Raw genomic sequence first — 19011 nt, forward strand, 5'->3', positions numbered from 1 at the left:
GCAGAAATATTATGAAGCATCGTTATCTTCCAATGACGGAGCAAGACCAGAAAGATATGCTGAACGTGATCGGAGTCTCTTCAATCGAAGAATTGTTTTCAGCTATTCCTGAAAAAGTCCGATTTACTGGGGAGTATAATATAAAACAAGCCAAATCTGAAACTTCATTGTTAAAAGAACTTAGCCGCTTGGCTGCTAAAAACGTGAATGCACAGGACTATGCTTCTTTCCTGGGGGCGGGTGTCTACGATCACTATAAGCCGATCATTGTCGATCATGTCATTTCGCGTTCAGAGTTTTATACGGCTTATACACCTTACCAGCCGGAGATTTCGCAAGGGGAATTGCAGGCGATCTTTGAATTTCAAACAATGATTTGCGAATTGACGGGTATGGACATTGCGAACTCTTCCATGTATGACGGCGGAACTTCATTGGCTGAAGGGGGAACTCTGGCGGCTGGGTATACACGCAGGAAAAAACTACTCGTTTCTTCCACTGTTCATCCGGAATCTCAAGCTGTCGTCCAATCGTATGCTAACGGGCAATCTATTGAAACTGTGACCATCCCAAATACAGACGGCGTGACAGACATTGAGAAACTTACGGAATTGATTGACGATCAAACGGCTGCTGTGCTCGTTCAATACCCGAATTTTTATGGGCAAGTGGAAGATCTTCAGAAAATGAGTGAAATCGCGCATGCGAACGGTGCTTTGTTCGTTGTATCTGCGAATCCGCTTGCACTCGGAGTTTTAACGCCTCCAGGAGCTCTTGGTGCGGATATTACTGTAGGTGATGCTCAGCCGTTTGGGATTGCAGAATCATTTGGCGGCCCGCATTGCGGCTATTTTGCAGTATCGAAGAAGTTGATGCGTAAAGTGCCGGGCAGATTAGTCGGAGAAACGACGGACGATCAAGGACGCAGAGGCTACGTATTGACTTTACAAGCACGTGAGCAGCATATCCGTCGCGATAAAGCGACTTCTAATATTTGTTCGAATCAGGCGCTAACAGCACTTGCAGCATCCGTTGCAATGACGGCACTTGGCAAAAAAGGAATTAAAGAAATTGCTTATCAAAATATCGCTAAAACAGCTTATGCCCGTCAGGCGTTTGAACAGGCCGGCTTTAAAGTGAAATTTGGTCCAGCACACTTCAATGAAATCGTCATTGATTGCAAAGCACCTATTAAGGAAGTTAATAAGCATTTGCTCGGATCGGGCATCATTGGCGGGTATGATCTCGGTTTGGTCGATGAAAAATTGGCCAATCATGCGTTAATTGCCGTAACAGAACAACGTACAAAAGAAGAAATCGATGCACTCGTGCAAGAACTGGAGGCTATCCATGCATAACGAAAATCAACCACTCATTTTTGAAATGTCAAAAGCTGGACGTGTCGGTTACAGTTTACCCGAATTGGATGTACCTGAAGTAGATGTAGCGTCTATTTTGCCACAGCCACTCATTCGTCAAGTAGACGTTGAACTTCCGGAGGTAGCGGAACTGGACATCATGCGCCATTACACAGCGCTATCCAGACGGAACCACGGAGTAGATTCAGGATTTTATCCGCTCGGTTCTTGTACAATGAAGTACAACCCGAAGATCAATGAAGCCGTCGCACGTTTCCCTGGTTTTGCACGTGTTCATCCACTGCAAGATGAATCAACGGTACAAGGTGCTTTGGAAGTAGCGTATGATCTGCAGGAACATCTGGCTGAAATTACCGGTATGCCGGCGGTCACATTACAGCCTGCAGCCGGGGCGCACGGTGAATGGACGGCATTGATGATGATCCGTGCTTTCCATGAAGCAAACGGCGATACGGAGCGGACAAAAGTGCTTGTGCCTGACTCAGCTCACGGTACGAATCCTGCTTCTGCCACAGTGGCTGGTTTTGATACGGTGACAGTGAAGTCGAATGACAACGGACTGGTGGACCTGGAAGATTTAAGGTCTAAAGTAGGCAGCGATACGGCCGCGTTGATGTTGACGAATCCGAATACGCTTGGTCTGTTTGAGGAAGATATTCTAGAAATGGCGGAAATCGTTCACGGAGTGGGCGGCAAACTGTATTACGACGGAGCGAACTTGAACGCCGTTATGTCAAAAGCACGGCCTGGCGATATGGGCTTTGATGCGGTTCATTTGAACTTGCATAAAACATTTACGGGTCCACACGGCGGCGGTGGCCCAGGTTCTGGTCCAGTTGGCGTAACGGAGGAATTGGCCGCGTTCATGCCGAAACCGATTATTGCGAAGAAAGAAGATCGTTATGTTCTTGATTATGATGTACCACAGTCAATCGGCCGCGTGAAACCATACTACGGTAACTTCGGTATTTATTTACGCGCTTACACATATATCCGTACGATGGGTCCGGATGGCTTGAAAGCCGTGACGGAATACGCTGTGTTGAATGCCAACTATATGATGCGTCGTCTGGAGCCTTATTTCGATTTGCCGTATACACAACATTGTAAACACGAATTTGTGTTGTCTGGTCGTCGTCAAAAGAAATTAGGCGTGCGCACGCTCGATATGGCGAAACGCCTCCTGGATTTCGGTTACCATCCGCCAACGATTTATTTCCCGTTGAACGTTGAAGAGGGTATGATGATCGAGCCGACGGAAACAGAGTCTAAGGAGACACTGGATGCGTTTATTGAGGCAATGATTCAAATTGCGAAAGAGGTAGAAGAGAACCCTAAAATCGTCCAGGAAGCACCGCATACGACAGTAATTGGCCGCTTGGATGAAACAAAGGCAGCTCGCAAGCCGGTATTGCGTTACACGAAGGAAGCTTAACCAATAAGAAAAGGAGAGACGGAATGACTCGTCTCTCCTTTTTTACGCGAACATTAGAATCCGATAGAAGAATCGGTATCCCAATCATTTCGAGTGGCTTGCCTATGTTGTTTTTGTAGTTGCCGGATGCGTTCATCGTAAATAATAATGCCTTCGTAATGGTAGGTTAGGGCAATCGACATATACAATTCATTTAATTGAGAAATCGATAAGCCTTTTGTTTTTTTAGCGATTTCATTCGTTGCGTTGTCATTTAATAGTTTCTTACGATCAAGTTTTTCGATATATTGTTTGCGTACATCTTCAATAGGAGAGACGATTTCATACGTACTATCGAAGCGTCCTGCCCGATTGATTAAAGCAGGGTCAATCCGTTCGGGATAGTTCGTCGTGCCAATGATGAATAAGCCGTCTCTGACGTGCACACCGTCTAATATATTCAAAAAAGTACTTCGCATATGTTCAGGCATGGAGTCAATATCCTCAATAACGAGAATTGCAGGCGCCAGCCGTTCCACTGTAGAAAACACTTCCTGTACGGAATGACTGCCTGTGAATTCCGTGATTTGCCAATAAACAACAGGTGCGTCGGTCGTTCCGGTAATCGAGCGAACAAGTGTCGTTTTGCCGTTACCCGGAGAGCCATAGAGCAAAATCCCCCGTTTATACGGCAATCCGTATTCTTTGAAAAATGCACCGTCGTCATGGAAAAATTCATCGATTGAGCGGTAAAGCTCGTTTTTTAAATGCTCATCCAATAATACGTCGCTTCGTTCAATTTGTTCTCCTAAGCCGTAAGTTTTCTTTTCGATTCCTTCTTCCGTGTCGACTAAATACGTGATATTCGTCTTCATCGACTCGCGTTGCAGATTATTCAATTCTTCAATAAAGTTCTTCACATGCTCTGCCGACGGAGCAAAGACCGTATGTTCCGACCATGTAGAACCAGTGGCGACATAGTAGCTAATATTAGCTATTGCTATTTGATGGTCAGGAAAAAAGATCAACTGATTGTCAATTGTTTCAGCGCTTTGCAAGGCAAAACCACTTGTAGATCCATCTTGCTGAATCTTTTCTGTGGGCAGTGTCTCATAAATGTGGCAAAGTGATTGATAGGGCAATTTTTTACGATGAATCAGTTCAGGGAGCATCGTCTCTGTATACGAAGCGAATTCATCTACTTGAACAATCCGCCAACCCGCAGCGGAGTGCTTGTTAAGTTTGTTTATAATGGCCTGGATGATGACGCTGTAATTTTGGTAATGAGGCAATTTTTCATAGTGGTCCGAGCTGAGAGAGATTAAAAATTCCTGTTTCATGGATTGTGTAATTCTCCTTTAGAAATAGTAAATCCTCCCGATTAAGGAGGATCTAGTATTATTATTTTGTTTTGATCTTGCCTGTCCATTGCTTGAACCCGCCACGTAGTTGATAGATTTCCGTACAACCTTTTTTCTTAAGGAATAAAGCTGCGCGGCCTGTACGGCTTGTGTTTTGGTCGTAAAGATAAATCGGCTTATCAGGACGTATTTCTCTATAGCGCTGGGTGAACTGAGTGAATGGAATATTTCGTGCACCTAAAATATGTCCAGCGTCGAAATCTTTTGGTTCACGGATGTCAATCAATTGTGCTTTTCGGTATCCTTGAATGAATTCTTCCTGTGTTAAAGTGGTAAGAGCTTTTCCCACCCGAACGTATGTAATAACGAAATAAAGAATGATCGCGAGCACAACGGCTCCTAAAATATAATACGTCAAAAAACTTCCCCCTTTTATCAATATCTCTAGTATAAAGATTTTCTAGCATCAGTTCAATCGGAATGATAAAATGTAATGCGTTATTGTTTTTTTCGTTCACGATTTCATATAGCATAAATGCAGTACGATAGACGAAGGAGAATGAATATGACAAAAGCAGTTTGGCATTATGTGGATTCGGGTAAGTGTACACCTTCTTTCAATATGGCGCTGGATGAAGCGCTTCTTGACTTACATAGCCGTGGGGAAATCGGACCGGTTCTGCGTTTTTATGAATGGTCTCCCGCAACATTATCCATCGGTTATTTTCAGCGTATAGAAAAAGATATCGATATGGAAAAGGTAAAAGAACTGGAGTTGGGCTTTGTCCGCAGACCGACGGGTGGCAGAGGCGTTCTGCATGAGCATGAATTGACTTACAGTGTGATTGTCAGTGAGCACTATAAAGGAATGCCGGAATCCGTCACAGAAGCATATCGTGTGATCTCAGGCGGTCTGCTCCAAGGCTTCCGCAACTTAGGTTTGCAGGCGGAGTTCTCCATTCCGGATAAAGACGTGACGGACCAATTAAGGAACCCTAAGAGTGGGGTTTGCTTCGATGCGCCAAGTTGGTATGAATTAGTGGTGGAAGGAAAAAAAGTCGCGGGCAGTGCGCAGACACGTCAAAAAGGAGTGATTCTCCAACACGGTGCCATACTGATGAGTCTAGATGTAGACAAGCTGACGTCTATTTTTAAATATTCATCTCCGGAGTTGAAGGAACGTGTGCGCAGAACATTGCCAGACCGGGCAATTGCAATTGATCGGCTGACAGATCGAGACATCACAGTCGATGAATGCAAAGTGGCCTTTTCGCTAGGCTTTGAAAAGGCATTGGATATTTCATTGGAGCCACTCGAATTAACGGAAGAACAAATGGCATTGGTGCGTCAAATCGAGAATGAAAAATATGCCAATGATGACTGGAATTACAAAAAGTAAAGTTAGTTCTTTTGCTTTATTTTTTTAAAGGAAGGTTGTTGTATCAATCTTTTTAAACTCGAATACAAAATTTGTGGATTGACAAAGTTTCAAGATATAGTAGATTAGGGAATAGAGAGAACACAACATGTTGTGTTCTATGAAGTCGAAGGAGGATGTTATATGGTTACGGTTTCGAAACAAGGCGAGCCATTTCTGGACAAAAAGCAGTTAAATGAGGACATTTCACAATTTCATCAAGTGCACCCGATCACTGAGGATATGAAACTGACGCATAGCGGGGTGTCGCGTCTCGTGATGATCGATCGCTATTCATTTAAAGACACTGAAAAAAAGACGTTGAAGGTAGGAGACTTTGTTGTCTTGACAGTTAGGGAAGATCCGAAATTCCCTGCACGCGGATTGGGATATATTACAAAGTTGGACAAGGCAGAAGGGAAGGCGGAAATTTGGATCGAAGAAGAATACCGCTCTTCCATTGACGATCCTGAGGAACAACACAAAGGAATCATCTCGCGGCCGTTAGATGTGCTAGAGAAACCTCTTGAAGTGTATTACGAACAAATCGCAAAACGGAATGCGACAGGCTTAGCTACTGTAGAGAAAACAGCGGACAGAAGAACGCAATCGTATGAGATGTTCTACGAGCAGTTGAAATCATTAAATTTTGTTCCAGCTGGACGAGTTCTGTACGGAGCAGGTTCGGAAACGGATGTTACATTCTTCAATTGTTACGTCATGCCTTTCGTTCCGGATTCTCGTGAAGGAATTTCAGATCACCGCAAGCAAGTGATGGAAATCATGAGTCGTGGCGGCGGTGTAGGGACGAATGGTTCGACATTGCGACCGCGAAACACACTGGCACGCGGAGTGAACGGAAGATCTTCTGGTTCTGTTTCGTGGCTGGACGATATTGCGAAATTGACACATCTAGTTGAGCAGGGTGGATCAAGACGTGGAGCACAAATGATTATGTTAGCTAACTGGCACCCTGACATTTGTGAATTTATCATCTCCAAGATGCAGAATCCGCGAATTTTGCGTTATTTGATCGAAAACACGGAAGACGAGTTAATTCAGAAACTCGCGAATGAAAAATTGAATTTCAAACCATTGACACCGCAAGAAGAAGCGATGTATCAAGGTATCACGAATTATAAGCAAATTCCTGGCCAAGGCGGCTTCAACGATGCAATCATTCGCGATGCAGAGCTGAAATTGCAGGATGGCGGAACATATACAGTTCATAATCCGGAATTTTTAACAGGTGCGAATATTTCCGTTACATTAACGGATGATTTCATGAAAGCCGTGGAGGAAGACGGCGATTACGATCTTCGTTTCCCGGCAGTTGAAAATTATTCACCTGAAGAAATGGTGCATTACAACGAACAGTGGCATGAAGTCGGTGATGTGCGCGAATGGGAAAGACTTGGTCACGAAGTCCGCGTGTACCGTACGATCAAAGCCCGCGCATTATGGGATCTTATCAATATTTGCGCAACATATTCTGCGGAACCGGGAATTTTCTTTATTGATAATGCGAATGACGAAACGAATGCGAAAGCGTATGGACAGCAAGTTGTAGCGACGAACCCGTGTGGTGAACAACCACTTGCACCATATTCTGTCTGTAATTTGGCAGCTGTCAATCTTGCTGAGATGGCAGATAAAGAAACGAAGACAGTGAACTTCGAGAAATTAAAAGAAACCGTTCGAATCGGTGTGCGCATGCAAGATAACGTCATCGATGCAACCCCATATTTCTTAGAAGAAAATAAAGTACAAGCCCTTGGCGAACGCCGAGTAGGACTGGGCGTCATGGGACTCGCAGATCTTCACATCTATTGCGAAAAAGAATACGGATCGCCTGAAGGCAATCAATTGGTGGATGAAGTATTTGAAGCGATTGCGACTACTGCTTACCGCGAATCAATTGAACTTGCGAAAGAAAAAGGAAGTTTCCCATTCTTGATTGGCAAGACAGATGAAGAAACAAAAGCATTGCGTCAGGCATTTATTGAGACAGGTTATATGAAACGTATGCCTGAAGATATTCGAGAAGCGATTCTAGAGCATGGTATCCGAAACTCCCATTTACTGACAGTTGCTCCGACTGGGTCCACTGGAACAATGGTTGGAGTTTCTACCGGCCTTGAACCATATTTCTCCTTTACGTATTACCGAAGCGGACGTCTCGGTAAATTCATCGAAGTGAAAGCGGAAATCGTAGAAGAGTATTTGCAAAACAATCAAGATGCTGATCCGGAAAATTTACCGAATTGGTTTATTTCATCAATGGAGCTTGCACCTGAAGCGCATGCGGACGTACAATGCATCATCCAGCGCTGGATCGACAGCTCGATATCGAAAACGGTCAACGCGCCGCGTGGCTATACTGTTGAGCAAGTCGAGAGCGTCTATGAAAGATTGTATAAAGGTGGAGCGAAAGGCGGTACAGTATATGTCGACGGCAGCCGTGATTCGCAAGTCTTGACTCTAAAAGCGGAAGAAAATATTCCGGATACAGAAGAGTTAGTAGAAGTCACGGAACAGCCGAAAGTCGTACTCGTCAATACGATTCAAGCATTGCGTTCTACTAACGTCACAATCGGCTCTGAAGTAGGCGATACATGCCCGGTCTGCCGACAAGGTACAGTTGAGGAAATTGGCGGATGCAATACATGTACGAATTGCCAAGCGCAATTGAAGTGCGGGCTGTAAGGAAGATACATCTGGTTAATTTGAGTACAATAAAACACAAAGACCGCTAATTCATAATGGATTAGCGGTCTTTACAATGTTTGTATATACCTAACGTTCAGAAGTGTTGATGTAAGAAGAGATACGACTTATTCAATTGAGTTGGCAATCTCAACCAATGTATCAGCTGTTATTTCAGAAACGCTTTTATCAATTGCAAGCACGTATTGCCAATGATCATGTTCAAAAATCAAAAAATTAAATAACGGATGCTCAATATAAAGGGCTTTTTGTCCATTTTTAAGCGTGTAATCTTTCTGATTGGCATTACTTTTAAAAGTTAATGTATTCTCCAAAGGTCGGATAACAATTTTATAATGGTTTTCTACAATTTCACTATTAATAAACTTGATTTCCAAAGAGTCATTGAGGTTGTATTCGGTGTCTTCGGAAAATCTTCCCAATTGATGAGTGAAAGAAATAGAAGGCTTGATCTTTGGTAATTTTAAAACATGGTTAAAATGACTTTCAAACTTTTTCACTGCTTCATCCGGGGATGTATATCCTATTCGAGTGTATACTTCCTCAAGGGAGGGCGGTATATTGGATGAATTCGCTTTAGCTGTTCCAAAAATCAATACGGAAACTACTGCACCAAATAAAACCAGTAGAACCGAAAAAAACTTTTTCAATTTCATCACCCTAAATTAAATTTGAGTATAGTATGTTCCGCATAATTTCAATCATACTTTCACGGTAAAGCTCCGGTTTGCCTAGAATCAAAAACACCCCAAAAGTCAGGATACTACCCGACCTTTGAGGTGCCATTTAACTTATGACAGAATCGTTACAGGTTTCTGTTCTTCCACTGCTTCTTTTTCAACCGCCACTTCCGAGTTCAACGCACTGACCCCGTATTGTTCCACTTCCAATAACTTCTCGAAAGAAGCAATCGCTACTTCCACTTGCTTATCGTCCGGCTCTTTTGTTGTCAGTAATTGCAACCAAAGTCCAGGATAGCCTAGATAACGAAGAACAGGTACATTTCGTACAGCATTGGTTAGCTGAAGTACTTCAAAAGAAACACCCAACACGACAGGAATCAATAAAATCCGGTTGACGACACGTAGCCAAAGCGGGTCGGTTGGAACTAGGAAATAGATGAACATTCCAACGATGACTGTAAACAATATGAAACTGCTGCCGCATCGATAATGCAGTCTGGATTGCGATTGGACATTTTCAACCGTCATCTCCATATGGTTCTCATAGTTGTTGATCACTTTATGTTCCGCACCATGGTATTGGAAAACACGTTTGATGAGCGGGGTCATAGAGATAAGCCCGATGTATGTCAGCAGAAGGACTAACTTGAAAAAACTTTCCAGCATAATCTGTGCGGTTTTACCAGGCGCTACCGACTGGAATAATTCCGCCAAGAAGACTGGCACGAGCGTAAAGACGAACTTGCTGAATAAAAATGTCAGCACTCCGACTGCGGCTACACCTAAAACCATCACGAGCTTCGATGTTTCTTCTTCTCCTTGCTGTTCATCTTCTTCTCCTGGCATTACATCATAGCGGTCACTCGCAAATGTTAGATGTTTTGAACCATTCCCAGCAGATTCGATCAACGCAACAATTCCCCGAATTAAAGGGATTTTCTTGAGTTTTTGACGGACGGGATGTTCTTCCCTCGGTACATGAAAATATTCAATCGTATCATCTTTCCTGCGAATGGCGGTTACCGTATCCTTTTTACCGCCAAACATTACACCTTCTATAAGTGCTTGTCCTCCGTATGCAGGAGGAGTTTTAGGTTTACCCATTACATACCCACACTTTCTGTCGTTAGAAACGATATCTATAGTGTACTAAAAAAACTGAAAATGCACCATTGAGATGTTTAAAAACAGCAAAAAAATCCGACAATGAAGCAGGAGGGATTATTATGCGAATAACTGCAACACACTTCTGGACAGCTCTGATGGCTGCTGTCTTATCTATCTTTTCATTAAAATTTCTGCAAGTCTTCAAATTTATCAAATGGTCTCCAGTCGGTTGGTCAGAAAGATTACACATATTCACTACGACTCCGGGCTGGTTCAAGTGGACTTTATTAGGAATTGTCTGCTTCGTACTTTTTTTTCTTTTATATATGATCGCGCTCTTTACATCCAAAATTCCACCTTCAGTATCGTCTCTGATCATCACCATCATTGCGCTGGTTTTCATTGAATGGGCAATCCATGTAAACGCAGAATTAACAATGAAGCAATTTTTGAAAAAACTATCCATCCCATTTGCTTGTCTACTCGCGATGGTCGTCCGATTTGTTATCGGCACATCCGTCTATATGAGAAAAACGTTTTAAAACAGAAATAGAATTAGTTTGTCAGCCTAACTCATTGTGCTAAAATAGGAAGGAAAATGAGTGGGAGGGAATTAGATGGAACTGTTACTGTTAAATGGTCCGAACTTGAATCGTTTGGGCAAGAGAGAGCCTGATATCTACGGGGCGGAGACATTGGCAGATATAGAAGCAAGAATTCAGCGGTTGGCTGACGAATCAGATATAGGACTGTCTTGTTTCCAATCCAACGTAGAAGGAGAACTCATCAATCGGATCCACGATGCAGAAGATGCGGGAATTGACGGAATCATCTTTAATCCAGGTGCGTTCACACATTACAGCATTGCGCTCCGGGATGCTATTGCATCCATATCTGTTCCAGTAATCGAAGTCCATATCTCAAATATACATACCCGCGAAGAGTTTCGTCATACCTCTGTCATTGCGCCGGTTGCGGCAGGGCAGCTTTGCGGATTTGGTACAGCAGGATATGATCTCGCCTTCCATGCATTTCTGCTAAAACGAGAGGGGAGAACGTCTTGAAAATTGAACAACTGCGCAAACTGTTAGAAGAACAAGAATTGGATGCATTACTCATTACGAGCCCTTACAACCGCCGCTATATGACCAACTTTACAGGTTCTGCGGGATCCGTGATCATTTCTCGCAACGACGCCGTTTTCATTACAGATTTTCGTTATATGGATCAAGCGAATACTCAGCTTACAGGCTATCGTATCGTGCAGCATACAGGAACGATGATTCAAGAAGTCGCCCATCAAGTGAAAGAAATGAAAATCAGCAAATTAGGGTTCGAAAAAGAGCATCTTAGCTACAGTCAATTCCAAATGTATGATGAACATGTAGATGCACAACTAGTCCCTGTTGCCGGCCTGGTGGAAAAACTTCGTCTGATTAAGACACCGGAAGAAATTGAAATATTAAAGCAAGCTGCCGCCATTGCGGATGCTGCGTTTGTTTATATTTGCTCCGTCATCAGAGCAGGAAAAACAGAACTGGAAATCGCCAATGAATTGGAGTTTTTTATGCGCCAGCAAGGTGCAACATCCTCTTCATTTGACATCATTGTCGCTTCGGGCGAAAGAGGGGCTTTACCACATGGGGTTGCTTCTGATAAAGTGATTGAGAATGGTGATTTTGTTACAATGGACTATGGTGCGCTCTATAATGGATATATTTCTGATATTACCAGAACAGTATCTGTAGGCCAGCCTTCTGCTAAACTAGTAGAGATTTATGATGTGACATTGACCGCACAGCAATTAGCGGTTGAAAATATCAAGCCTGGCATGACAGGGATTGAAGCAGACGCAATTGCTCGCGGTTACATCAAGTCAAAAGGCTACGGAGATGCATTCGGTCATTCAACGGGTCATGGGATTGGCATGGAAGTCCATGAAGCACCCGCCTTATCGTACCGCTCAGAAACGGTCTTGGTGCCGAATATGGCCGTGACGGTGGAGCCGGGGATTTATTTGCCTGGGATCGGCGGTGTTCGGATCGAGGATGACATTCTGATCACTGAAACGGGCAATGAACGATTGACTAAGTCTACAAAAGAACTGCTTATTTTATAATCGATTAATTGGAGGAATACGAATGATTTCAGTAAACGAGTTTCGTACAGGATTAACAATTGAATTTGACGGTGATATTTGGCGTGTTATGGATTTCCAACACGTAAAGCCAGGGAAAGGCGCAGCATTCGTTCGTTCGAAATTGCGTAATCTTCGTACAGGCAACGTCAATGAAAAGACGTTCCGTGCAGGTGAAAAAGTAGAAAAAGCACAGATCGATAACCGTCGTATGCAATATCTATATGCCAATGGCGATGAGCATGTTTTCATGGACAATGAATCGTATGAACAGCTTGAACTTGCTTCTTCACAGCTTGAATATGAATTGAAATTCTTGAAAGAGAATATGGAAGTGCATGTCATCTCTTATAAAGATGAAGTGCTCGGGGTTGAATTGCCGAGTACTGTAACATTGGAAGTAGCAGAGACTGAGCCTGGTATCAAAGGCGATACAGCGAGCGGTGGTTCCAAGCCGGCTAAAATGGAGACTGGATTAGTTGTACAGGTTCCGTTTTTCGTCAATCAAGGCGATAAGCTGATCATCAATACAGAAGAAGCAGAATACGTTTCACGCGCATAAAGCGATCAAACATACCCGAAACACACGAGAAAAGCTCTCGTGTGTTTTTTTGCGTCTTGTCATATCGCCCGCACGCTATTCATACAGTGGACCATGGAGGAGGCGTAGCGGGATGGAATTGAACGATTTATTGCGCATCGCCGGCGTCGGATTGGTGATTGGTGTTTTGCATGTGTTTTTTGAGCAGACAGGAAAGAAAGAATTTTCATTTTTTCTATTTTTCCTAGCGTATCTTTATATTTCGATTGAATTGCTGATGTTTCTTCGCGTGTTTTTCACGGAAATTACAGAATTCTTCAGCTGGTTGTCGATGGCGATGTAATGGCGGTCATCTTTCAACTGTTTATTGTCTACATCTTGTTGCTCTTATTATCTTTTGCCGCTCCCGCATTGCATCCGATTCTCTATACGACGCTATTTTTGCTTACGGCAGTGTATGTTCTATTTACATTTTTAGTGCCTTTTGCTACTTCTGTCCTGTCACTAGTCGAGAAGGTGCCGGTCCCTTACACCACCTTATTAGTTGTCAGCGCGGGACTGTACTATATGGGTGAGCTACTGGCACTTCAAATGAAAGATGAGGGATACGGAGCGTTTGCGCGGTTATTTCAGACGGTCATGAAAATCGTGATTCTGACGCTTTGGTTTCCGTCCATTAAACAATTGATTGAAACCATTCACGCTTTGATTCCTTGGTAGGAGGATCGGAAACTACTACAACGAATGGACGAGACGTCTATGCCTGATTTTCTGAATTCCATAATCGCCGAAGTATTAGGACCTTTTTTCCTGCTAATGGTCATGTTACTGATCACGTTACTAGTCGATTTTTTTCTGCCGGCGTTCCAAAAATGGACGAGGTTTGTGCTGCTTCTCCTCGTTTTACTTTTACTGATGGAACCGGCAACCGAAAGCTTTCGACAAATCCAACTCATCACCCACTCGATCGCTTCTTTATTTCTCGGAATGTATCCACTTATCGCAGCAATGATTTTAGCATCAGGCGCTACGTTCAGTGTGGTGAATTTCCAGCCTGCGATGTTGTTGTTTGCTCAAGGTGCTGTAGTCTTTGCGGAAAAGTTTTTGCTGCCGATTTTATCGACGGCGCTGTTACTGGATATCCTTACTCGGTTGATGCCTGAAATCGTTTTTACTAGGATGGCAGATTTACTGAGAACATCGTTGCTTGCGATAGTCTCTGCTATGGTAGCGGCCTATTCGATTTTTATTACAGCTGGCGGTGCGTTGACTTGGACATTGTCCGGTACATTAAATGAACCGATAAAGGAGTTGATCCGCCAGAATATCCCGCTGATCGGTTCACTTTTGACGGATACACTCGGCTCAATCGGCCGCTATTCTTCCGGTGCAACCGCCTATATAAGCATCTGGCTGTTGCTTTCCATTTGGACAGTAGCTTTGTTGCCGGCATTGAAGATATTATGTACTGCTTTCTTATTCAGATGGACTGCGGCGTTAATCGAACCATTTTCTCAAAAAGAAGTATGCGGATTACTTGATGATATAGGACGTACTCTTTTTGTTCTCTGCGCTATATCTTTTCTCATTTCATTTGCGTTCATCTATACGACGATCTTTATCGTAACGTTTATTAAAATGATGACGCTTGGGAAGTGAGGAGGGGGTAACTCTGATGCATCTGTTTCTAACCGGTCTTGCAAACCTGGTGTTGCTTGCGTTGATTCTCCAATTGTTAGCATCGGAGGAAATGGAGAAAGCCTTTGTTCCGTTAATTAAATTAGCGATTGGATTGTGGATCTTACAATTTTTTTTACAGGCTGCAGGTCATAAGTTGTTTTAACTCTACATACTATGCAAATGTAGAATCCCATTTGGTAACTGAATGAAAGCCACTATGAGATGGTGATGGAAACATGCAAAAAACAAAGAAAAAATCCCAAATGTTGTTAGTCGGTCTTATGATGATTGTATTTGGCATCTTGTACATCACCAGCACGGAAAGTCTAGGAGGGGAAAACCGAAAAAAAGAAGAGCAGCGTCTGCAATCCACATTAGAAGAAACGCTTGAACAAATGGAGGGACTAGGGAAAGTTACGGTTTACTTTCATTATGACGAGAGAGAAGTCGAGAGTTCATTGGCTGGGTACTTTTCGATCTCCGACACTCAGGCTAAAAATGAATCTAAGTTAAAAGGCCTGCTCGTTGTGGCGGAAGGAGCCGAAGATCAGGCTGTGCGAAACGAACTCTCACAATTACTAGCCAACGTCCTTCAATTGCCTGAACATCGTATTGTTATCGTGGAAATGAAGAAAAGGGGGAATCATCTTGAAAGCAAATAAACGAACAGTTTGGTTTTTAACATTACTCAGTCTTGTAGCAGTCATCTCCATCTACTACGTCAAAAAAGAGGCACCTATGCCGTTTGATGGAATCGCGATCTTCACGAAAGAAACAAAAGATGCGACGAAGTTACTGGAGAAAGAAGGTAAAACGGATGAAGTGAAACCAGTCTTTGCCGAATCGTATATCTTCCAGGATATGCGAATGGAAGTACGAAACGAGCGCAGTGAAATGGTGGAGCAGTTAACCGCAAAAATGACTTCCTCCGACTTTACAGCAGAAGAAAAAAATGAAATCTTTGATGAGATTGCAGAATTGCGCAAAGTAAGCTCCACAGAAGCTTTGATGGAAATGCAAATCAAAGCACTGGGCTACCCGGAAGTATTTGTCCGAGGAGAGGAAGAACGTGTAAACGTTACAGTCCTATCAAATGAAGAGCATTCACCTCAAATGGCGGATGAAATCACTCAATACATCATGTCAAGCTGGGATGGCGCGCAAACTGTCAAAGTGGATTTTGCTGAATCAAAAGAATAAACAGTTCAACCAGGGGCCTCGATGGCTTCTGGTTTTTATCTTTATTCAGCAGAAAACTCTCACTGAACAATAGAATGCAGGATAAGATCGCTACATCCTGCGTCACGCAGACCTAATCACAATTCAAAAACTGAACGCAATAAAGTCACGATGTTATTGATCATTTAGTAAAGTGTATGTTAGAAATAATTGGGACTTTTCTTTGATTAATGAATAAAATACGATTTTACTATTCCAAATTTATAGTAAAACGTCTATCATAGTAGAAGATAGGAAGAATAAAATAGTCAGGAGAATCAGTTATGTTGAAAATTCAAGAAATTCGAGAAATTATCAAACTAATCGATCAATCATCCATCCAAAAGTTCACGTTCGAATCGGACGGTGGAAAAATTAAACTAGAAAAAAGTTCTGGGGAAACGCTTACAGTGGTTTCTGATGCTCCGTTAGCAGCTCCAGCTCCACAGGCAGTACCACAAGTTGCGGCTCCAGTTGCAGCGCCAGCAGCTCCGGCTCCTGCAGAAACACCAGCACAAGCATCAGCACCTGTTGAAGTAGCAGAAGATGCATCATTGCACAAAATTACTTCGCCAATGGTTGGTACATACTACCAAGCTTCTTCACCTGACGCTGCTCCATATGTTAAAAAAGGCGATAAAGTCACAGCTGAATCCATTGTTTGTATTGTAGAAGCTATGAAACTATTTAATGAAATCGAATCCGAAGTATCCGGGGAAATCGTTGAAGTGTTAGTGCAAGACGGTCAACTTGTAGAATACGGACAACCTTTATTCCTTGTTAAAGAGAATTAAGGGGGACTGACAAATGAAAAAAGTATTAATTGCAAACCGAGGAGAAATCGCAGTACGGATTATCCGTGCTTGTAAAGAACTGGGCATTCAAACAGTGGCAGTTTATTCAGAAGCCGATCAAGAGGCGCTGCATGTCCAACTGGCCGACGAAGCTTACTGCATCGGACCTCGCTTATCAACTGACAGCTACCTGAATTTCTCGAATGTCATCAGTGTAGCGAAAGCAACTGATTGCGACGGGATCCATCCAGGCTATGGGTTTCTCGCGGAAAATGCCAGCTTCGCAGAATTATGTGAAGAAGTGAATATTGAATTCATCGGACCTACATCTGAAGCAATTTCGAAAATGGGTACGAAAGATGTAGCGCGAAACACGATGCAAGAAGCAGGCGTTCCGATTGTTCCTGGTTCTGACGGAATCGTGGATGACGCAGATCACGCTTTAAAAGTTGCAAAAGAAATCGGCTTCCCTGTTATCATCAAAGCTACAGCTGGCGGCGGGGGGAAAGGAATCCGTGTCGCACGCGATGAAGAAGAACTTGTAAAAGGCGTGAACATCACGCAAAAAGAAGCTGCTGCAGCATTCGGTAATCCAGGGGTCTATCTTGAAAAATACATCGAAGTTTTCCGTCATGTAGAAGTACAAGTATTAGCAGATAAATTCGGCAACACGATTCACCTCGGAGAACGTGATTGTTCGATTCAGCGCCGTATGCAAAAGCTAGTCGAAGAAGCGCCATCTCCAGCTTTGACTCCGGAGTTGCGTAAGCAGATGGGGGAAGCTGCTGTCAAAGCTGCTGAAGCCGTCAATTACCGCGGTGCAGGTACAGTAGAATTCATTTTCGACCATATCAATCAAACGTTCTATTTTATGGAAATGAATACGCGCATCCAAGTGGAACATCCTGTTACAGAGATGATTACTGGTGTCGATTTAATCCAACAACAGTTGAAAGTAGCCTCTGGCGAAAAACTATCGATCAAACAGGAAGATATCCAAGTGAACGGCTGGTCGATCGAATGCCGTATAAATGCTGAAAACCCAGAAAAGAATTTCATGCCTTCACCTGGTCAAGTGACTATGTACTTGCCCCCTGGCGGTTTTGGAGTACGTGTGGATTCAGCTGTTTATCCAGGGTATGCGATCCCGCCATTTTATGACTCAATGGTCGCGAAATTGATTGTACATGCCGATACGCGCGAGCAAGCGGTCGCTCGGATGAAACGTGCATTGGATGAATTCGTAGTTGAAGGTGTAAATACGACGATTCCATTCCATTCTAAATTAATGGATCATGAAGTATTCCAATCCGGTGACTTTGATACGAAGTTTTTAGAGAAATATGACGTCATGAATTAATTGGAGGAGAAGTGTAATGGCTGATAAAACAAATCCATCGTTTGTCGGAATGACACCGTCTGGAGATGCTGCACTTGGACGTGTCCAACTCGCGCCTGAAGTACTTGAAGTCATCATAGGCATTGCCACGGCGGAAGTCGGTGGTGTTGTTGCCACTCAAGGGAATTTTGCGACAGGAGTTGCGGAAAAACTGGGTAAAGTGATGTATGGTAAGGGTGTGAAGACCGAGTGGGCAGATGAAGGACTGAAGATCGATGTGTATTGCATTATCGAATATGGCCATTCAATTCCTGCAGTTGCGGCAGAAATTCAAAATGAAGTTCGCCAAGCGATCTATCATATGACTTCACTTACTACTCATGAAGTGAATGTTCATATTACGGGCATTCAATTCGATGAATAATCTATAGAAAAGTAAAAGGGGCTATCCTGAAAGAAATATCTTTCAGTGATAGTCTTTTTTATGTGATTCAGAAGAGTAGGTAGCGCAACGCACATTTCCTGACGATATCGACTGTCACGAGTTAGTTGTAAAAAAGCATTTCTTGCAGCCGGAAAATAGCCGTCTGCAAGTCAGGTGAACATATCGGGCAGCCTCTTTTTTCCTTGATCTGCATCTATTCAAAGTTCTTTGTCTCTAAATCGCAATGGTTCGCACAAAATCACAGGATTCTACTAGTTCTTTTCGTGGCTTTTGTGCTATCATTAGGTTTTGAAGATGCGCGGCAGAGGAGATAAGAAATATGAAACGACGAGAAGCACGTGAAAAGGCAATTCAAACGCTGTTTCAGCTGGACAATAGTGAAATGAATGTAGACGAAGCCATCGGATATGTAGTCGATGCGCCTCTTAATACGTTTTACGAACAATTGGTTCGAGGCACAGCGGAAAACTTGACGGAAATTGATAACGAAATCACAAATAAATTGGAAAACTGGTCGATTGACAGACTGCCGAAAATAGAACGTACGGTTCTGAGGCTTGCTGTTTACGAGCTCCTGCACAATAAAGAAGTTCCTGACCGAGTGATCCTAAATGAAGCGATTGAATTGTGTAAAACATTTGGAGACGAAAAGTCCGGTCGTTTTGTCAACGGTGTATTATCTAAATTCAACTGATTTCGGCTCACTTCCCATATGAAGTGAAGTATGCACGTTAGAGCTCGATCAACTTTCAATACAAATAACAAAATG

General features: G+C 43.1%; 22 protein-coding genes. 18 read left to right on the plus strand and 4 right to left on the minus strand.

Going from position 1 to position 19011, the window contains the following annotated elements; all coding sequences use genetic code 11:
• The first annotated feature begins 11 nt into the window (after positions 1-11).
• Both gcvPA and gcvPB read left to right on the plus strand, forming a co-directional pair.
• A complete protein-coding gene (gene gcvPA / locus B5D59_RS01190) occupies positions 12-1358 on the plus strand; it encodes an aminomethyl-transferring glycine dehydrogenase subunit GcvPA (RefSeq protein ID WP_009496810.1) in 1347 nt (448 codons plus the stop codon).
• Complete coding sequence (gcvPB, locus tag B5D59_RS01195) at positions 1351-2814, plus strand: aminomethyl-transferring glycine dehydrogenase subunit GcvPB (RefSeq protein WP_078816552.1); 1464 nt, start codon at positions 1351-1353, stop codon at positions 2812-2814. The genes gcvPA and gcvPB overlap by 8 nt, the downstream gene beginning before the upstream one ends.
• Positions 2815-2867: 53 nt before the next feature.
• On the opposite strand, the gene B5D59_RS01200 is transcribed toward gcvPB, so the two are convergent.
• Both B5D59_RS01200 and B5D59_RS01205 read right to left on the minus strand, forming a co-directional pair.
• Positions 2868-4133: an ATP-binding protein gene (locus B5D59_RS01200; protein WP_078816553.1), complete on the minus strand. Its 1266-nt coding sequence runs from the start codon at positions 4131-4133 to the stop codon at positions 2868-2870.
• Positions 4134-4194: 61 nt separating this feature from the next.
• Positions 4195-4545 (minus strand): rhodanese-like domain-containing protein, encoded by a 351-nt coding sequence (locus B5D59_RS01205; protein WP_425441326.1) that lies wholly within the window; start codon positions 4543-4545, stop codon positions 4195-4197.
• Between the two features lie 174 nt (positions 4546-4719).
• On the opposite strand from B5D59_RS01205, the gene B5D59_RS01210 reads away from it, so the two are divergent.
• Positions 4720-5553: a lipoate--protein ligase family protein gene (locus B5D59_RS01210; RefSeq protein ID WP_078816554.1), complete on the plus strand. Its 834-nt coding sequence runs from the start codon at positions 4720-4722 to the stop codon at positions 5551-5553.
• A gap of 162 nt (positions 5554-5715) precedes the next feature.
• Positions 5716-8277: a vitamin B12-dependent ribonucleotide reductase gene (locus B5D59_RS01215; protein WP_009496805.1), complete on the plus strand. Its 2562-nt coding sequence runs from the start codon at positions 5716-5718 to the stop codon at positions 8275-8277.
• Positions 8278-8405: 128 nt separating this feature from the next.
• Here the strand turns inward: B5D59_RS01215 and B5D59_RS01220 are convergent, their stop codons facing one another.
• Both B5D59_RS01220 and B5D59_RS01225 read right to left on the minus strand, forming a co-directional pair.
• A complete protein-coding gene (locus B5D59_RS01220) occupies positions 8406-8954 on the minus strand; it encodes a hypothetical protein (RefSeq protein ID WP_078816555.1) in 549 nt (182 codons plus the stop codon).
• A gap of 135 nt (positions 8955-9089) precedes the next feature.
• A complete protein-coding gene (locus B5D59_RS01225; protein ID WP_078816556.1) occupies positions 9090-10085 on the minus strand; it encodes a DUF1385 domain-containing protein in 996 nt (331 codons plus the stop codon).
• Between the two features lie 122 nt (positions 10086-10207).
• Here B5D59_RS01225 and B5D59_RS01230 point away from each other — a divergent pair, with 122 nt between their 5' ends.
• From B5D59_RS01230 to nusB, 14 genes are all read left to right on the plus strand, one after another.
• Complete coding sequence (locus tag B5D59_RS01230) at positions 10208-10630, plus strand: hypothetical protein (RefSeq protein WP_078816557.1); 423 nt, start codon at positions 10208-10210, stop codon at positions 10628-10630.
• Between the two features lie 75 nt (positions 10631-10705).
• Positions 10706-11152, plus strand: coding sequence for a type II 3-dehydroquinate dehydratase (gene aroQ, locus B5D59_RS01235; protein WP_009496801.1), 447 nt, complete (start codon positions 10706-10708; stop codon positions 11150-11152).
• Positions 11149-12207, plus strand: coding sequence for a M24 family metallopeptidase (locus B5D59_RS01240; RefSeq protein ID WP_078816558.1), 1059 nt, complete (start codon positions 11149-11151; stop codon positions 12205-12207). The genes aroQ and B5D59_RS01240 overlap by 4 nt, the downstream gene beginning before the upstream one ends.
• A gap of 22 nt (positions 12208-12229) precedes the next feature.
• A complete protein-coding gene (gene efp, locus B5D59_RS01245) occupies positions 12230-12787 on the plus strand; it encodes an elongation factor P (RefSeq protein WP_009496799.1) in 558 nt (185 codons plus the stop codon).
• A 112-nt stretch (positions 12788-12899) separates the two neighbouring features.
• Positions 12900-13109, plus strand: a complete 210-nt coding sequence (locus tag B5D59_RS01250) for a hypothetical protein (RefSeq protein ID WP_009496798.1) — start codon at positions 12900-12902, stop codon at positions 13107-13109.
• The gene (locus B5D59_RS01255) at positions 13109-13486 is read left to right on the plus strand and encodes a SpoIIIAC/SpoIIIAD family protein (RefSeq protein ID WP_009496797.1); all 378 of its coding nucleotides are present in this window, start codon (positions 13109-13111) and stop codon (positions 13484-13486) included. Before B5D59_RS01250 ends, B5D59_RS01255 begins: the two co-directional genes overlap by 1 nt.
• A 39-nt stretch (positions 13487-13525) precedes the next feature.
• On the plus strand, positions 13526-14425 hold the full coding sequence (locus B5D59_RS01260) for a stage III sporulation protein AE (protein ID WP_176132467.1): 900 nt from the start codon (positions 13526-13528) through the stop codon (positions 14423-14425).
• Positions 14426-14441: 16 nt separating this feature from the next.
• Positions 14442-14609 carry a hypothetical protein gene (locus B5D59_RS18090; protein WP_176132468.1) on the plus strand — a complete coding sequence of 56 codons (168 nt, stop codon included), beginning with the start codon at positions 14442-14444 and terminating at the stop codon, positions 14607-14609.
• A 73-nt stretch (positions 14610-14682) separates the two neighbouring features.
• Positions 14683-15108: a stage III sporulation protein AG gene (locus B5D59_RS01265; protein WP_009496794.1), complete on the plus strand. Its 426-nt coding sequence runs from the start codon at positions 14683-14685 to the stop codon at positions 15106-15108.
• Entirely contained in the window at positions 15095-15646 is a 552-nt protein-coding gene (locus tag B5D59_RS01270) for a SpoIIIAH-like family protein (RefSeq protein WP_009496793.1), read from the plus strand. The genes B5D59_RS01265 and B5D59_RS01270 overlap by 14 nt, the downstream gene beginning before the upstream one ends.
• Before the next feature lie 302 nt (positions 15647-15948).
• Complete coding sequence (accB, locus tag B5D59_RS01275) at positions 15949-16458, plus strand: acetyl-CoA carboxylase biotin carboxyl carrier protein (RefSeq protein WP_009496792.1); 510 nt, start codon at positions 15949-15951, stop codon at positions 16456-16458.
• Between the two features lie 13 nt (positions 16459-16471).
• Positions 16472-17818 (plus strand): acetyl-CoA carboxylase biotin carboxylase subunit, encoded by a 1347-nt coding sequence (gene accC / locus B5D59_RS01280; protein ID WP_078816560.1) that lies wholly within the window; start codon positions 16472-16474, stop codon positions 17816-17818.
• Positions 17819-17834: 16 nt separating this feature from the next.
• Positions 17835-18221: an Asp23/Gls24 family envelope stress response protein gene (locus B5D59_RS01285; protein WP_009496790.1), complete on the plus strand. Its 387-nt coding sequence runs from the start codon at positions 17835-17837 to the stop codon at positions 18219-18221.
• Positions 18222-18561: 340 nt separating this feature from the next.
• On the plus strand, positions 18562-18936 hold the full coding sequence (gene nusB / locus B5D59_RS01290) for a transcription antitermination factor NusB (protein WP_009496789.1): 375 nt from the start codon (positions 18562-18564) through the stop codon (positions 18934-18936).
• Positions 18937-19011 lie beyond the last annotated feature (75 nt).

The organism is Sporosarcina newyorkensis, assembly GCF_900167515.1.
Classification (GTDB): domain Bacteria; phylum Bacillota; class Bacilli; order Bacillales_A; family Planococcaceae; genus Sporosarcina; species Sporosarcina newyorkensis.

Excerpts from the sequence above, each read along its gene's own strand:
- gcvPA (WP_009496810.1), top strand. The coding sequence starts at position 12 with ATGAAGCATCGTTATCTTCCAATGACGGAGCAAGACCAGAAAGATATG.
- gcvPB (WP_078816552.1), top strand. The coding sequence starts at position 1,351 with ATGCATAACGAAAATCAACCACTCATTTTTGAAATGTCAAAAGCTGGA.
- B5D59_RS01200 (WP_078816553.1), bottom strand. The coding sequence starts at position 4,133 with ATGAAACAGGAATTTTTAATCTCTCTCAGCTCGGACCACTATGAAAAA.
- B5D59_RS01210 (WP_078816554.1), top strand. The coding sequence starts at position 4,720 with ATGACAAAAGCAGTTTGGCATTATGTGGATTCGGGTAAGTGTACACCT.
- B5D59_RS01215 (WP_009496805.1), top strand. The coding sequence starts at position 5,716 with ATGGTTACGGTTTCGAAACAAGGCGAGCCATTTCTGGACAAAAAGCAG.
- B5D59_RS01220 (WP_078816555.1), bottom strand. The coding sequence starts at position 8,954 with ATGAAATTGAAAAAGTTTTTTTCGGTTCTACTGGTTTTATTTGGTGCA.
- B5D59_RS01225 (WP_078816556.1), bottom strand. The coding sequence starts at position 10,085 with ATGGGTAAACCTAAAACTCCTCCTGCATACGGAGGACAAGCACTTATA.
- B5D59_RS01230 (WP_078816557.1), top strand. The coding sequence starts at position 10,208 with ATGCGAATAACTGCAACACACTTCTGGACAGCTCTGATGGCTGCTGTC.
- aroQ (WP_009496801.1), top strand. The coding sequence starts at position 10,706 with ATGGAACTGTTACTGTTAAATGGTCCGAACTTGAATCGTTTGGGCAAG.
- efp (WP_009496799.1), top strand. The coding sequence starts at position 12,230 with ATGATTTCAGTAAACGAGTTTCGTACAGGATTAACAATTGAATTTGAC.
- B5D59_RS01250 (WP_009496798.1), top strand. The coding sequence starts at position 12,900 with ATGGAATTGAACGATTTATTGCGCATCGCCGGCGTCGGATTGGTGATT.
- B5D59_RS01255 (WP_009496797.1), top strand. The coding sequence starts at position 13,109 with ATGGCGGTCATCTTTCAACTGTTTATTGTCTACATCTTGTTGCTCTTA.
- B5D59_RS01260 (WP_176132467.1), top strand. The coding sequence starts at position 13,526 with ATGCCTGATTTTCTGAATTCCATAATCGCCGAAGTATTAGGACCTTTT.
- B5D59_RS18090 (WP_176132468.1), top strand. The coding sequence starts at position 14,442 with ATGCATCTGTTTCTAACCGGTCTTGCAAACCTGGTGTTGCTTGCGTTG.
- B5D59_RS01265 (WP_009496794.1), top strand. The coding sequence starts at position 14,683 with ATGCAAAAAACAAAGAAAAAATCCCAAATGTTGTTAGTCGGTCTTATG.
- accB (WP_009496792.1), top strand. The coding sequence starts at position 15,949 with ATGTTGAAAATTCAAGAAATTCGAGAAATTATCAAACTAATCGATCAA.
- accC (WP_078816560.1), top strand. The coding sequence starts at position 16,472 with ATGAAAAAAGTATTAATTGCAAACCGAGGAGAAATCGCAGTACGGATT.
- B5D59_RS01285 (WP_009496790.1), top strand. The coding sequence starts at position 17,835 with ATGGCTGATAAAACAAATCCATCGTTTGTCGGAATGACACCGTCTGGA.
- nusB (WP_009496789.1), top strand. The coding sequence starts at position 18,562 with ATGAAACGACGAGAAGCACGTGAAAAGGCAATTCAAACGCTGTTTCAG.